A 12,680-nucleotide genomic window follows, 5' to 3' on the forward strand; every position below is an offset into this window, starting at 1 on the left:
AATCTTACGCCCTACGCTTTTAAAGGTCAAGTCATAATATCGCGGCAATGCCGGCCCGGATTGTTTATCTGCTAAATTTTTTAATAAGCAAAATAATAATTTGTGATCTGGCACAAGCTCTTTTGTATTGCATAGTGCTATTATTCAGTCAGCGTTAGGTGTATTGTTGATATGAAATATTTACTTATCTGATAAGTAATATAGGAGGCGATTATGTACAATCACATTTTGGTAGCCGTAGATTTGTCCGAAGACAGCCCGGTTCTGTTGAATAAAGCGGTGGATATTGCCAAGCGACATCAGGCAAAACTGTCGCTGATCCATGTCGATGTTAATTTTTCCGATCTTTATACCGGGCTGATTGATATCAACATGGCAACGATGCAGGATCGAATCTCGGTGGAAACTCAAGAAGCCTTAAACAAACTGGCTGCTTCCGTAGATTATCCGATTTCGGAAAAACTGAGCGGTACCGGCGATTTAGAGCAGGTACTGAAAGAAGCGATTAGCAAATACAAGGCAGATCTGTTGGTGACAGGGCACCATCAGGATTTCTGGAGTAAGCTGATTTCATCGACACGGCAAGTAATGAATTCAATCACCATTGATATGTTGGTTGTGCCGCTGAAAGATGAAGAATAATATTTGATTGCTGACCGCACTTTGTCAAAAAACGGGCAAAGTGCGGTTTTGTCTGCCTAATGAACGGCATAATTTGCCGACAACCGCACCGACCCCCGCATAAAGCCATTCCCCACGCCTATTTTTTATGCGAAAATAGAACACTTTTATCAATAACAAGTTGTTATCGCATAGGATTAAACAAGCATGAAAACCACCGCAGACATCAGACGCGATTTTTTGCGTTTTTTTGAAACCAAAGGACACCAAATCGTCGCCAGCAGTTCGCTGGTGCCGGAAAACGATCCGACCCTGCTGTTCACCAACGCAGGCATGAACCAGTTTAAAGACGTCTTTTTAGGACAAGATCAACGCAGCTATAAACGTGCCACCAGTTCCCAACGCTGTGTGCGTGCCGGTGGGAAACACAACGATTTGGAAAACGTCGGCTACACCGCACGCCATCACACCTTCTTTGAAATGCTGGGCAACTTCAGCTTCGGCGATTATTTCAAACATGATGCAATCCAATTCGCATGGGAATTTTTGACCTCGGCACAATGGTTGAACCTGCCGAAAGAAAAATTGTGGGTCACGGTGTATGAAAGCGATCAAGAAGCCTACGATATTTGGAACCAAATTGTCGGTGTGCCGGCGGAGCGGATCGTGCGTATCGGCGACAACAAAGGCGCGCCGTATGCCTCGGATAACTTCTGGCAAATGGGCGACACCGGCCCGTGCGGCCCTTGTACCGAAATTTTCTATGATCACGGCGATCACATTTGGGGCGGGCCTCCGGGGTCGGCGGAAGAAGACGGCGACCGTTACATCGAAATTTGGAACGTGGTATTTATGCAATATAACCGCCAAGCAAACGGCGAAATGTTGCCGTTGCCGAAGCCGTCGGTCGATACCGGCATGGGCTTGGAACGGATCAGTGCGGTGTTGCAACATGTCAATTCCAACTACGAGATTGATATTTTCCGCCGTTTAGTCAGCAAAGCGGCGGAAATTATCGGCGCGGTCGATTTGAAAAGCAAATCGCTGAATGTGATTGCCGATCATATCCGCTCTTGCGCTTATTTGATCGCCGACGGCGTGATCCCGTCCAACGAAGGGCGCGGTTATGTGCTGCGTCGCATTATCCGCCGCGCGGTGCGTCACGGGCATTTATTGGGCGCAAAAGGCGCGTTTTTCTATCAATTAGTGCCGACCTTGATTGAGGTGATGGCGGAAGCGGGTACGGAATTAAAAGCCCGGCAAGCGCAAATTGAAAAATGGCTGCGTCAAGAAGAAGAGCAGTTTGCGCGCACCCTTGAGCGCGGTTTAATCTTATTAGACGAAGCCTTAAGCAAAGTAGAAAACAATATGTTATTGGGCGAAGTGGTATTCAAACTGTACGACACTTACGGCTTCCCGTACGATTTAACCGCCGACATTTGCCGCGAAAAAGGGATCGCCATTGACCAAGCCGGTTTTGATCGTGCGATGGAAGCGCAACGCCAGCAAGCGCAAGCGGCAAGCAATTTCGGCGTCGATTATAGCAATGTGATTACCGTTGAAGGAGAAACCGCCTTTGAAGGCTACACTGCCGCCGAGAGTTTGGCGAAAGTGACCGCACTTTTCCGTGACGGCAAAGCGGTGGATTCCATTCAAGCCGGGCAAAGTGCGGTGGTGGTACTGGAAAACACCCCGTTCTACGGCGAATCGGGGGGACAAATCGGCGACAGCGGGCGTTTAGAAAGCCAAAGTGCGGTTTTTACAGTTAAAGATACGCAAAAATACGGCAAAGTGTTCGGGCATATCGGTGAATTACAACAGGGCGAGTTGAAAGTCGGACAGAGCCTGAATGCGGTGGTTGATAGCGCGCGTCGCGATAAAACCGCACTGAACCACTCGGCAACACATTTATTGCATGCGGCATTGCGCCAAATTTTAGGCACGCACGTCAGTCAAAAAGGTTCGTTGGTATCCGACAGCATTTTACGTTTCGACTTCGCACAGTCGGAAGCGATCAGCAAAGCACAGCTCAATCAAATTGAAGATGTGGTCAATCAGCATATCCGCGCCAACTATCCGGTCATCACCGAAATTATGGATTTAGAGGCGGCGAAAGCCAAAGGGGCGATGGCGTTGTTCGGTGAAAAATACAGCGAACAAGTGCGGGTGTTGTCGATGGGCGAGTTCTCCACCGAACTGTGCGGCGGGATCCACGCTAAACGCACCGGCGACATCGGTTTGTTTAAAATCGTGTCCGAAGGCGCGATTGCGGCAGGGATTCGTCGGATTGAAGCGCTCACCGGCGCGAATGCGATTAACTGGCTGCACCAGCAGCAAGCGGTGTTGCAACAAAGTGCAGAGCTGTTGAAAACCGATGGCAGTAGCTTGGTGGAAAAAATCCAACAACTGCAAGCACGCAATAAACTGGCGGAAAAAGAGCTGCAACTGCTCAAAGAAAAAGCGGCGCAACAAGCGGGGAGTGATTTGGCGAAACAGGTTGAAACCATCAACGGTGTGCACGTGTTATTACAACGGTTGGACGGCGTAGAAGCAAAATCGTTACGCGTCATGGTCGATGACCTGAAAAACCAACTGGGTTCGGCCGTTATTGCTTTTGCTTCGGTAGCGGACGGCAAAGTCAATCTGATTGTCGGCGTAACCGCGGATTTAACCGCCAAAGTTAAGGCCGGCGAACTGGTCAATCTCATGGCGCAGCAAGTCGGCGGCAAAGGCGGTGGTCGCCCTGATTTGGCAATGGCCGGCGGTTCCCAAGTTGAGAATGTGGCAATTGCGTTGGCCGCGGCAAAAACCAGCTTAGAAAATCAGTTATAATTTCCAATAATCTTAAAAACGGAGCACTTGCTCTGTTTCAAGCGGATGACAAAGTCTCTTTCTCTAATCATTTCCCTCCCTCCGTATGCGGAGGGAGGTGTCCGAAGGACGGAGGGAGGCATAAATCATTTTAAAAATGAATATGTTGCATTTTCATATTACCCCTCCCTCCCCATTTTTCTTACGAAAAATGGTACTCCCTCCGCACGCGGAGGGAGAGAAGTAAGTTTGTCAGCAATCTGAAGCGGGGCGCTTGCCCTGTTTTATTTTGTGTGCTACCGCACATTTTCCGGTTTTTCCAGTCACTTTTTTTAATAAAATAAAGTATTATCAATATATGTTATTTTTCAAAAATAAATATTTTATAGTGACTGAGCCAAGCTATTCTGTAGGAGGTGGGACATGCTGATTCTGACAAGGAAAATCGGTGAAAGTCTGTTAATCGGGGAAGACATCTCGATCTCTGTTCTCAGTGTTCGTGGTAATCAGGTCAAAATTGGAGTTGACGCTCCAAAAGATGTCTCAGTACATCGGGAAGAGATCTATCAGCGTCTAAAAGAAGATGTTGTAGAAGAAAAAGTTGATTAATAATAGGGAGTTATATCAATGGCAAAATTAACCTGTTTTAAAGCTTATGATGTGCGTGGTCGTTTGGGTGACGAATTAAATGCCGATATCGCTTATCGTATCGGACGTGCATTTGGGCAATTTCTGCAACCGAAGCGCGTCGTGGTCGGTGGTGATGTGCGTTTAAGCAGCAAAGAACTGAAAAGCGCGCTGACTAACGGTTTGTTAGATTCCGGCGTTGATGTGATCGATTTGGGCTTGACCGGAACCGAAGAAGTCTATTTCGCGACCTCATACTTGAACACCGATGGCGGAATCGAAGTCACCGCCAGCCATAATCCGATGGATTATAACGGTTTGAAATTTGTGAAAGCCGGTTCGCGTCCGATTAGTTCTGACAGCGGTTTAGGTGACATCCAACGCTTGGCAGAAGAAAACAATTTCCCGGAAGTGGCTCAACGCGGCGAGTATAAACAGCTTTCGGTGTTGAAAGAGTATGTCGATCACTTATTAACCTACGTGAATCTGGACAACTTCAACAAACCGTTAAAATTGGTCATCAATTCCGGTAACGGCGCAGCAGGGCATGTGATTGACGAATTGGAAGCGCGCTTTAAAGAGAAAGCGCCGCTAGTCAGCTTTATCAAAGTGCATAACGAGCCGGACGGCAGCTTCCCGCACGGTATCCCTAACCCGATTTTGCATGAAAACCGCCAAGATACCATTGATGCGGTGTTGGCGAACAAAGCGGATATGGGGATTGCCTTTGACGGCGACTTCGACCGCTGCTTCCTGTTTGATGAAAACGCCACCTTTATCGAAGGTTACTATATCGTCGGTTTGTTGGGACAAGCGTTCTTAGCCAAAAATCCGGGGGCGAAAATTATTCTGGATCCGCGTTTAATGTGGAATACGGTTGAATTAGTCGAAGACATGGGCGGCGAAGCGGTCGTATCCAAGTCCGGACACTCGTTTATCAAAGAAAAAATGCGTGCGGTGGACGCGATCTATGGCGGCGAAATGAGTGCACACCACTATTTCCGTGATTTCTTCTACTGTGACAGCGGTATGATTCCGTGGTTGTTGGCGGCAGAATTACTCTGTACCACCGGCAAGAGCTTAGGACAGCTGGTCGGCGACCGTCTGAATGCCTATCCGTCTCCGGGCGAAATCAACAGCAAACTGACGGATGCGCCGGCGGCAATTGCGCGTGTGCGCGCATTCTATGAGAAAGACGCGCTTGCAGTGGATGAAATGGACGGTATCAGCATTGAATACCCAACTTGGCGTTTCAATCTGCGCAGTTCGAATACCGAACCGGTGGTGCGGCTAAATCTGGAAACCCGCGGCGATAAAGCGTTAATGGAAGAGAAAACCGCCGAGATCTTAGCCTTACTTCGCGCCTAGTTTTCCGCTACAATAAACACCGTTTTGAAGAATACCAAAACGGTGTTTTTCTATCTGCAAATAATAAATGAAAGGACTTTCCATGAAAGCGATTATCCCCGTAGCCGGATTAGGCACGCGTATGCTGCCTGCCACCAAGGCCATTCCGAAAGAGATGTTGACCATCGTTGATAAACCGTTGATTCAATATGTGGTCAGCGAATGTGTTCATGCCGGGATTAAAGAGATCGTGCTAGTGACCCATTCGTCGAAAAACTCGATCGAAAACCATTTTGATACTTCTTATGAACTGGAGTCGATGTTGGAAAAACGGGTGAAGCGTCAGTTGCTGGAAGAAGTGCGTTCGATTATTCCGCCCGGTGTGACGATTATGCACGTGCGTCAGGGGCACGCAAAGGGTTTAGGACACGCAGTATTGTGTGCTAAGCCTTTGGTTGGCGATGAGCCATTTGTAGTGGTGCTGCCGGATGTGATTCTGGCGGAATTCAGTGCCGATCAAAAAACCGAAAACTTGGCGGCAATGCTGAAACGCTTTGCTGAAACCCAAACCAGCCAAATTATGGTCGCACCGGTTGCGCCGCAAGAGGTGAGTAACTACGGCATTGTCGATTGTAATGGCGTTGAACTGAGTGGCGGCGCAAGTGCGGTCATCAACAATATCGTGGAGAAACCGAGCATTACAGAGGCGCCATCAAATTTATCGGTGGTCGGACGCTATGTTTTTTCTGCTTCTATTTGGAGTTTATTGGCAAAAACCCCGGTCGGCGTCGGTGATGAAATTCAACTGACCGATGCGATTGATATGTTAATCGCACAAGAAACGGTAGAAGCCTTCCATATGAGCGGTAAAAGTTTCGACTGCGGCGATAAACTGGGCTATCTGCAAGCGATTGTGGAATACGGCACGCAACATCCGAAATTGGCAAACGAATTTAAACGGTATTTAAAACAGTTTGCCGATACGTTGTAATTACTAAAACGCTTGGGTATATTTAGTCATAAAAATCTGCACCTTAGTCAGTTGGTTTTGGAGTCCAACTTTTGGGGTGCAGATCAATTGAGGGCGTTTTGTTTATAGCGTATGGTTGACCTAGCTTTCCGTTTCTTCTAAAGCATAAGGCAACGGATACAAACACAACGGCTGTGCGTTTGCTTCGCGTAAACGGAATTGTTGATGGGATTCGCTGTCATTTGCCAGCACCACTTGTAACCACAATACCTTATTATGTTCAACGAAATTCACCACTGCGCCGGTTTTGCGCCAGTTGTTTTCTAACCGCACTTCGATTCCCTCACCTAACGAAGGCTTGCCATCGGCTTGTCCGACCAAGGTAAACAAGGCGCGTTTGTTTGCGCCACGGTATTTGGCGCGGGCGATGGTTTCTTGTCCGATATAACAGCCTTTATGGAAGGAAACGGTTTGTTCCAGCAGCTGCAAATTAAGGGCTTGCGGAATAAATTGATTTTGTGTTTCTGCGCTCAACACCGGCACGCCGTCTTGAATATCGAGCAAATCCCACGCATTTTCGGTTTCGGTAAGGGTAATGCTCGGGTTTTGCCGGCTAATCAACAGCCAACGTGGTTGCGCACGTTCGATATAAACCAGAAGTTCGCCATTTTGTTCAAGCAGCGGATTCTCTGCATTGGGTAATGGCGAGCCGAAAGTGGATAGTGCTTCGGCCGCCTGCACCCCGGCAAAACCCAGTAAAGTGCGGTCATTGACTTCACTAAAACTGACGTTGGAGAACACGGCATATTTTTTCAGTTGCTCCAATGCAATCGGTAACAACGCCTTGCGGATAATAAAATAGAATTGGGTTTGACTTAAACGCAGCAGACGGAAAACCGACCACACTTTGCCTTTCGGATCACAATGGGCGGTTAAGGTTGAATGCCCGATCGCCAGTTTGCTGACATCGGTGGTTAATTGCCCTTGCAGGAATGTTTCGCTATCCTCACCGTTCACTTCCAGGAGTCGAAATTGGTTTAGCGGACAAATTATCTTCGGGTTGCTATCGGTCAGGCGCGGATATTGGCAATGTGCAATCATATTTGGCTCTCACAGTGTTGTCAAAACGGTTATCAAGTGCGGTTTCGGGGTATTTTATACCGATTTAACGCAAGACGCTATCCGTGTTATTGCGAATTATTCGCGCTTAAATTGAGATCAAATCTTAAATTATTGGTTTTTTATCACAAGTGTGCGGCAGTTATTAGGCTTATGCTGAAATTCTATGATCTGTTTTAAAGGAGAACACAATGAAATTGAAAAAAACACTCGCTTTGGCTACGGCAATGTTGCCGGTGTTGGCACAAGCCGAATTGGCGGATAACGGTTTGTTAACGGTTGCCAGTCAATATGACGCGCCAAAAACGGTGCAGTTAATTGAAAAAGCGGTCACCGACAAAGGCATGACGATTTTCGGTGTCATTGACCATCAAAAAGCGGCAAAAGATCACGATTTAACCATGCCGGCGGCAACGGTGATTTTATTCGGCACCCCGAAAGCCGGTACGCCGTTGATGATTCAATCGCCAACCTTGGCAATTGATCTACCACTGAAAGCCTTGGTTTGGGAAGATCAAGCCGGTAAGGTTTTTGTCTCGTTGAACAAAGCGGAATTTTTAGGGCAACGTCACGGCGTGCCGGCGGATATTTCGAAAAAATTATCCGGGGCGGAAACCTTAATTCCAAATAGCGTGAAGTAATCACAGCGTAACGAATTGCTCCCAATAAAAAACCGCACTTTGCATACAAGATACAAAGTGCGGTTATTATTTTAAATCAACAGATTACGCTTTCGGACCTGCCGCAACCAAGGCTTTGCCTTCGTCGTTATCGGTATATTTGTCGAAGTTTTTGGCAAAACGTCCTGCCAAATCTTCCGCTTTCGCCTGCCATTGGGCTTTATCGGCATAGGTATCGCGCGGATCCAAGATTGCAGGATCAACGCCCGGAAGTGCGGTCGGAATCGCCAAATCGAAGATTGGTAATTGTTTCATTTCCGCTTTTTCAATCGAACCGTCTAAGATTGCGTCAATGATACCACGGGTATCTTTGATGGAAATCCGTTTGCCGGTACCGTTCCAGCCGGTGTTGACCAAATAGGCTTCTGCGCCGGAGGCTTGCATGCGTTTCACCAGCACTTCCGCATATTGGGTCGGGTGCAATGACAAGAATGCCGCGCCGAAGCAAGCCGAGAAGGTTGGCGTCGGTTCGGTGATACCGCGCTCTGTACCAGCCAATTTCGCGGTGAAGCCGGACAGGAAGTAGTATTGGGTTTGCTCCGGAGTCAGTTTGGAAACCGGCGGCAACACGCCGAACGCATCCGCAGTCAGGAAGATCACTTTTTTCGCATGTCCCGCTTTGGAAACCGGTTTAACGATGTTTTGGATATGATAAATCGGGTAAGAAACACGGGTGTTTTCGGTTTTCGAACCGTCGTTGAAATCGACTGTGCCGTCTGCCAACACCACCACGTTTTCTAACAAGGCATCACGTTTGATTGCACGGTAAATATCCGGCTCGGCTTCTTCCGACAGGTTGATGGTTTTGGCATAGCAACCGCCTTCGTAGTTGAACACGCCTTCATCGTCCCAGCCGTGCTCGTCATCACCGATTAAACGGCGTTTCGGATCGGTGGACAGGGTGGTTTTACCGGTGCCGGACAAGCCGAAGAACACCGCGACATCACCGTCTTCGCCCACATTGGCGGAACAGTGCATGGAAGCCACGCCTTTTAACGGCAGGAAGTAGTTCATCATCGAGAACATGCCTTTTTTCATTTCGCCGCCGTACCAAGTACCGCCGATCAACTGCACGCCTTCGGTCAGGTTAAACGCCACAAAGTTTTCGGAGTTCAAGCCTTGTTCTTTCCAGTTCGGATTGGTGGTTTTCGAGCCGTTCAACACAGTGAAATCCGGTTTGAAATTTTTCAGTTCTTCTTCGCTTGGGCGAATAAACATATTTTTCACGAAATGCGCCTGCCATGCCACTTCGGTCACGATCCGCACCGCTAAACGAGTGTCCGGGTTGGTGCCGCAGAACGCATCAATCACAAACAGACGTTTGCCGGACAGCTGATCGGCAACCAATTTTTTCAGGCTCGTCCAAGTGTCTTGGCTCATCGGTTTGTTGTCGTTTTTGGCGTTGTCGCTGGTCCACCACACGCTATCTTTGGTTTTGTCGTCCAACACGATATATTTGTCTTTCGGCGAACGGCCGGTGAAAATCCCGGTATCAACCGCCACCGCACCGGTGGTGGTCAATGTGCCTTTTTCATAGCCTTGCAAACCGGCTTTGGTTTCTTCTTCAAACAAAAATTCATAACTTGGGTTATACACCACTTCGGTGACACCGTTGATACCCAATACTGCTAATTCGTTTGCTACTGACATAATTACCTCGATAAAGTTTATTAAGTTTAAAATTGAAATCCGCAGTTATTGTAGAAGAAAAAATAAAATAAAAATGTTATCTGGATCAAACTATTCAACATCGTTGTCAGAAAAAAAGTGAAAGCGCGCCGAATTTAGGCGCGCTTTTTACGAGAATTATAAATTGCTGTTATGTAATTGTTGAGGCTTAGTATGCATTTTGTTTAAGCCGGTTAATCGCTTGTTTGTTGAAGAAGTAGTGCGTGCCGCAACATTCGCATTGCATATCGATACTACCGTTATGCTCGGCTAAAATTTCGTCAATTTCCGCCTCGTCAATCAAAAGTAATGCCGCGCCGGAACGTTCCGCCGAACAACCGCAATGGAAACGTACCGCACTTGGGTTAAACAGTTCCACTGTTTCTTCGTGGTATAAGCGGTACAGTAACTCTTCGGCGGTTAAACCGAATAATTCATCGCTTTTCACCGTTTCCGCCAATATTTGTAGATGTTGCAAATCATCAGCCGAACCAGTGCCGTCCGGCATAATTTGCAGTAGCATTCCCGCGGCGACCGGTTGCCCTGCAAATTCGCCGGTTTTAATCACAAGTGCGGTTTTCAACTGTTCGGAACGCTCGAAATAGTCTTGCAAGCACTCGCTAATCGTCGCTTTGCTTAACTCCACAATTCCTTGATAACGCTCGCCTTGGGTCGGATTAATTGAAATCACCAACACCGCTTTGCCGATCATCTGTTGCAAGCTACTGTCGGCGGCAATCTCACCCTCTACCCGCGCCAGCGCCCGTAGTTGCAGTTGATTGTCGCCGTTGACCAACGCCAGCTTCAGCGGGCCGTCGCCTTGGATTTGCACCGTGATGTCGCCTTCGAATTTCAATGTCGCGGTCAATAACGCCGTCGCCACCAGCATTTCCCCCAACAGGTTTTGCACCTCTTGCGGGTAATGATGGGTGTTCAAGGTTTCACTAAAAGTGCGGTTCAGCCGCACCCACTCGCCGCGTACCGCTCTTTGGCTGAACAGATAGCGGTGCAGAGTGTCGTTGTCTTGCGTATAGTCAAGGGTATTCGTTGTTTCGCTCATGTGATTTCCGGTTGATTGTTCGTGAAGATTGCTTGTTATATATGGGCGGATCTTAGGTTGTCAAGCCAGCTTGTGCAAGTATGAGATTTATTACTTGTATTACATTTAATACATCTCTAAAATAGCCACTGTCTCAAACAAAAACGAGGATAAAACAATGACGATTTCCGTGAGATTGCCAACCGAGTTGGAAATCCGTTTAAATTATTTGTCAGAAAAAACAGGGCGCGCCAAATCATTTTATATCAAGGCGGCACTGGAAGCCTATATGGAAGATTTAGAAGATGTGTTACTTGCCAATGCGATATTGGAGCGCGTTCGTTCAGGCAAAGAAAAAACGCATAAATTAGAGGACATTGAAAATGAACTCAAACTGGACGGTCTCATTAACTGATACCGCAAAAAAGCAATTAGCCAAATTAGCCAAGAAAAATCCAAAACAAGCAGAACAAATCATCAAATATCTCAAAGAGGTTGCCATGTTGGAAAATCCACGTATGCGCGGTAAAGGATTGGTTGGCGATCTGTCGGGTTTATGGCGTTATCGTATCGGTGATTATCGGGTGATTTGCGAAATTAATAATAATGAACTGCTGATTACCGCACTTGATTTAGGACATCGGCGCGAAGTTTATCATTAACACTCATTCCTGATACTTAAACTTAATCAAATCCCGCCGCTCTTTTTTATTGGGGCGGCGTTCAGGGTTTGGCATTGATAACGCATTGGCTTTGCGTGCGGCGGCGATTTGTTCGCGTTTCGCTATGCTGGCGGCGGTTTCTTGATACAGTTGCTGCGCCTGCGTGGCGTTGCCGCGTTTGTCGGATAACGCCAACACTTGCACCTCTTTTTCCTCGCTGCCTTGGCGCAGTTTCAGCATTGCGCCGAGTTCCACGATTTTGCTCGGTTTGCTGCGTTGTCCGTTGTAATGCACTTTGCCGCCGTCGATCATTTCACGGGCAAGCGAACGGGTTTTGTAAAAACGGGCTGCCCACAGCCATTTGTCGAGGCGCACGCTGTTATCGTTGTCTTTCATTATTCGCTTCCTTATTAAACAAACAGTTGGCTGAAATCCGCAATGCTGCGATGGCGTTGGAAGACGTTGGGCGGCAGGATTGAATCGGGATTTTCGATACCGACGGTGAACGCAATCCGATGATTCGCAGCTTGCTCCAACACCGCTTCCAAATCGTCGAGCAGCAATGTCCGTTGCGGATCAATCGCATAATTTTGTAGCAGCGCTGTCCATAGTCCGCCGTTCATTTTCGGCTGTTGAAATTGGTGCGAGGAAATCAGGGCTTCGAAGTGCGGTGCGAGATCGCAATGCGCCATTTTCACCTCTAAGCTGTAAGGGTGCGAATCGGTCAGTAACAGCAAGCGTTTGCCCATGCCGTTTAATCGTTGCAACAACGGGTATACGCCAGACCGCACTTTGAGTTTCGGCATATGCTGCAACTGCATTGCGCGGATGGGCAGTTGCAACGTGTTCGCCCAATGATCGATGTCGTACCATTGCATACTGTGTTCGACATCGCGATAAAGCTGTTTCAGTTTGGCGTGACTCTGCTCCGTGCTGATCGCCATCTTTTCGGCATATACCTGTGGCACAATCTCTTTCCAAAATTCGGCATCTAAGCGCAAATCAATCAGAGTACCGTCCAAATCAAACAGCACAGTGTCAATCTGCTGCCAATCTATTTCTCTCACTGGCTTTCCTTTTTACATTTATTCTCGGAGTATGGTATCGTTACTCTTGTTTGTTGGCAAATTTTAAGG

At 47.6% G+C, this 12,680-nt stretch carries 13 protein-coding genes; 8 read left to right on the forward strand and 5 right to left on the reverse strand.

What is annotated here, in order from left to right; all coding sequences use genetic code 11:
- Positions 1–213: 213 nt before the first annotated feature.
- From uspA to galU, 5 genes are all read left to right on the forward strand, one after another.
- Entirely contained in the window at positions 214–642 is a 429-nt protein-coding gene (gene uspA / locus ACWA5Z_RS04870) for a universal stress protein UspA (RefSeq protein ID WP_431054177.1), read from the forward strand.
- A 186-nt stretch (positions 643–828) separates the two neighbouring features.
- Complete coding sequence (gene alaS / locus ACWA5Z_RS04875; protein WP_431054178.1) at positions 829–3,453, forward strand: alanine--tRNA ligase; 2,625 nt, start codon at positions 829–831, stop codon at positions 3,451–3,453.
- A gap of 402 nt (positions 3,454–3,855) precedes the next feature.
- On the forward strand, positions 3,856–4,041 hold the full coding sequence (gene csrA / locus ACWA5Z_RS04880) for a carbon storage regulator CsrA (RefSeq protein WP_431054179.1): 186 nt from the start codon (positions 3,856–3,858) through the stop codon (positions 4,039–4,041).
- Between the two features lie 18 nt (positions 4,042–4,059).
- Entirely contained in the window at positions 4,060–5,427 is a 1,368-nt protein-coding gene (locus ACWA5Z_RS04885) for a phosphomannomutase CpsG (RefSeq protein WP_431054180.1), read from the forward strand.
- An 82-nt stretch (positions 5,428–5,509) separates the two neighbouring features.
- A complete protein-coding gene (galU, locus tag ACWA5Z_RS04890) occupies positions 5,510–6,397 on the forward strand; it encodes a UTP--glucose-1-phosphate uridylyltransferase GalU (protein WP_431054181.1) in 888 nt (295 codons plus the stop codon).
- Positions 6,398–6,517: 120 nt separating this feature from the next.
- On the opposite strand, the gene ygfZ is transcribed toward galU, so the two are convergent.
- Positions 6,518–7,477 (reverse strand): tRNA-modifying protein YgfZ, encoded by a 960-nt coding sequence (gene ygfZ, locus ACWA5Z_RS04895; protein ID WP_431054182.1) that lies wholly within the window; start codon positions 7,475–7,477, stop codon positions 6,518–6,520.
- Positions 7,478–7,686: 209 nt separating this feature from the next.
- Between ygfZ and ACWA5Z_RS04900 the strand changes: the two genes are divergently transcribed.
- A complete protein-coding gene (locus ACWA5Z_RS04900) occupies positions 7,687–8,136 on the forward strand; it encodes a DUF302 domain-containing protein (RefSeq protein ID WP_431054183.1) in 450 nt (149 codons plus the stop codon).
- 84 nt (positions 8,137–8,220) lie between these two features.
- Here the strand turns inward: ACWA5Z_RS04900 and pckA are convergent, their stop codons facing one another.
- Both pckA and hslO read right to left on the reverse strand, forming a co-directional pair.
- Positions 8,221–9,825: a phosphoenolpyruvate carboxykinase (ATP) gene (gene pckA, locus ACWA5Z_RS04905; protein WP_431054184.1), complete on the reverse strand. Its 1,605-nt coding sequence runs from the start codon at positions 9,823–9,825 to the stop codon at positions 8,221–8,223.
- A gap of 187 nt (positions 9,826–10,012) precedes the next feature.
- Positions 10,013–10,903: an Hsp33 family molecular chaperone HslO gene (gene hslO / locus ACWA5Z_RS04910; protein ID WP_431054185.1), complete on the reverse strand. Its 891-nt coding sequence runs from the start codon at positions 10,901–10,903 to the stop codon at positions 10,013–10,015.
- Between the two features lie 157 nt (positions 10,904–11,060).
- Here hslO and relB point away from each other — a divergent pair, with 157 nt between their 5' ends.
- Together relB and ACWA5Z_RS04920 are read left to right on the forward strand one after the other, a co-directional pair.
- Complete coding sequence (relB, locus tag ACWA5Z_RS04915) at positions 11,061–11,297, forward strand: type II toxin-antitoxin system RelB family antitoxin (RefSeq protein ID WP_431054186.1); 237 nt, start codon at positions 11,061–11,063, stop codon at positions 11,295–11,297.
- Positions 11,266–11,544, forward strand: a complete 279-nt coding sequence (locus ACWA5Z_RS04920; protein WP_431054187.1) for a type II toxin-antitoxin system RelE family toxin — start codon at positions 11,266–11,268, stop codon at positions 11,542–11,544. Before relB ends, ACWA5Z_RS04920 begins: the two co-directional genes overlap by 32 nt.
- A gap of 3 nt (positions 11,545–11,547) precedes the next feature.
- On the opposite strand, the gene hslR is transcribed toward ACWA5Z_RS04920, so the two are convergent.
- Together hslR and yrfG are read right to left on the reverse strand one after the other, a co-directional pair.
- A complete protein-coding gene (hslR, locus tag ACWA5Z_RS04925; RefSeq protein WP_431054188.1) occupies positions 11,548–11,940 on the reverse strand; it encodes a ribosome-associated heat shock protein Hsp15 in 393 nt (130 codons plus the stop codon).
- 14 nt (positions 11,941–11,954) lie between these two features.
- A complete protein-coding gene (gene yrfG / locus ACWA5Z_RS04930) occupies positions 11,955–12,611 on the reverse strand; it encodes a GMP/IMP nucleotidase (protein ID WP_431054189.1) in 657 nt (218 codons plus the stop codon).
- Positions 12,612–12,680 lie beyond the last annotated feature (69 nt).

The sequence above is a fragment of the Testudinibacter sp. P80/BLE/0925 genome, assembly GCF_053570785.1.

Coding starts and splice junctions, on each gene's coding strand:
- uspA (WP_431054177.1), top strand. CDS start 214: ATGTACAATCACATTTTGGTAGCCGTAGATTTGTCCGAAGACAGCCCG.
- alaS (WP_431054178.1), top strand. CDS start 829: ATGAAAACCACCGCAGACATCAGACGCGATTTTTTGCGTTTTTTTGAA.
- csrA (WP_431054179.1), top strand. CDS start 3,856: ATGCTGATTCTGACAAGGAAAATCGGTGAAAGTCTGTTAATCGGGGAA.
- ACWA5Z_RS04885 (WP_431054180.1), top strand. CDS start 4,060: ATGGCAAAATTAACCTGTTTTAAAGCTTATGATGTGCGTGGTCGTTTG.
- galU (WP_431054181.1), top strand. CDS start 5,510: ATGAAAGCGATTATCCCCGTAGCCGGATTAGGCACGCGTATGCTGCCT.
- ygfZ (WP_431054182.1), bottom strand. CDS start 7,477: ATGATTGCACATTGCCAATATCCGCGCCTGACCGATAGCAACCCGAAG.
- ACWA5Z_RS04900 (WP_431054183.1), top strand. CDS start 7,687: ATGAAATTGAAAAAAACACTCGCTTTGGCTACGGCAATGTTGCCGGTG.
- pckA (WP_431054184.1), bottom strand. CDS start 9,825: ATGTCAGTAGCAAACGAATTAGCAGTATTGGGTATCAACGGTGTCACC.
- hslO (WP_431054185.1), bottom strand. CDS start 10,903: ATGAGCGAAACAACGAATACCCTTGACTATACGCAAGACAACGACACT.
- relB (WP_431054186.1), top strand. CDS start 11,061: ATGACGATTTCCGTGAGATTGCCAACCGAGTTGGAAATCCGTTTAAAT.
- ACWA5Z_RS04920 (WP_431054187.1), top strand. CDS start 11,266: ATGAACTCAAACTGGACGGTCTCATTAACTGATACCGCAAAAAAGCAA.
- hslR (WP_431054188.1), bottom strand. CDS start 11,940: ATGAAAGACAACGATAACAGCGTGCGCCTCGACAAATGGCTGTGGGCA.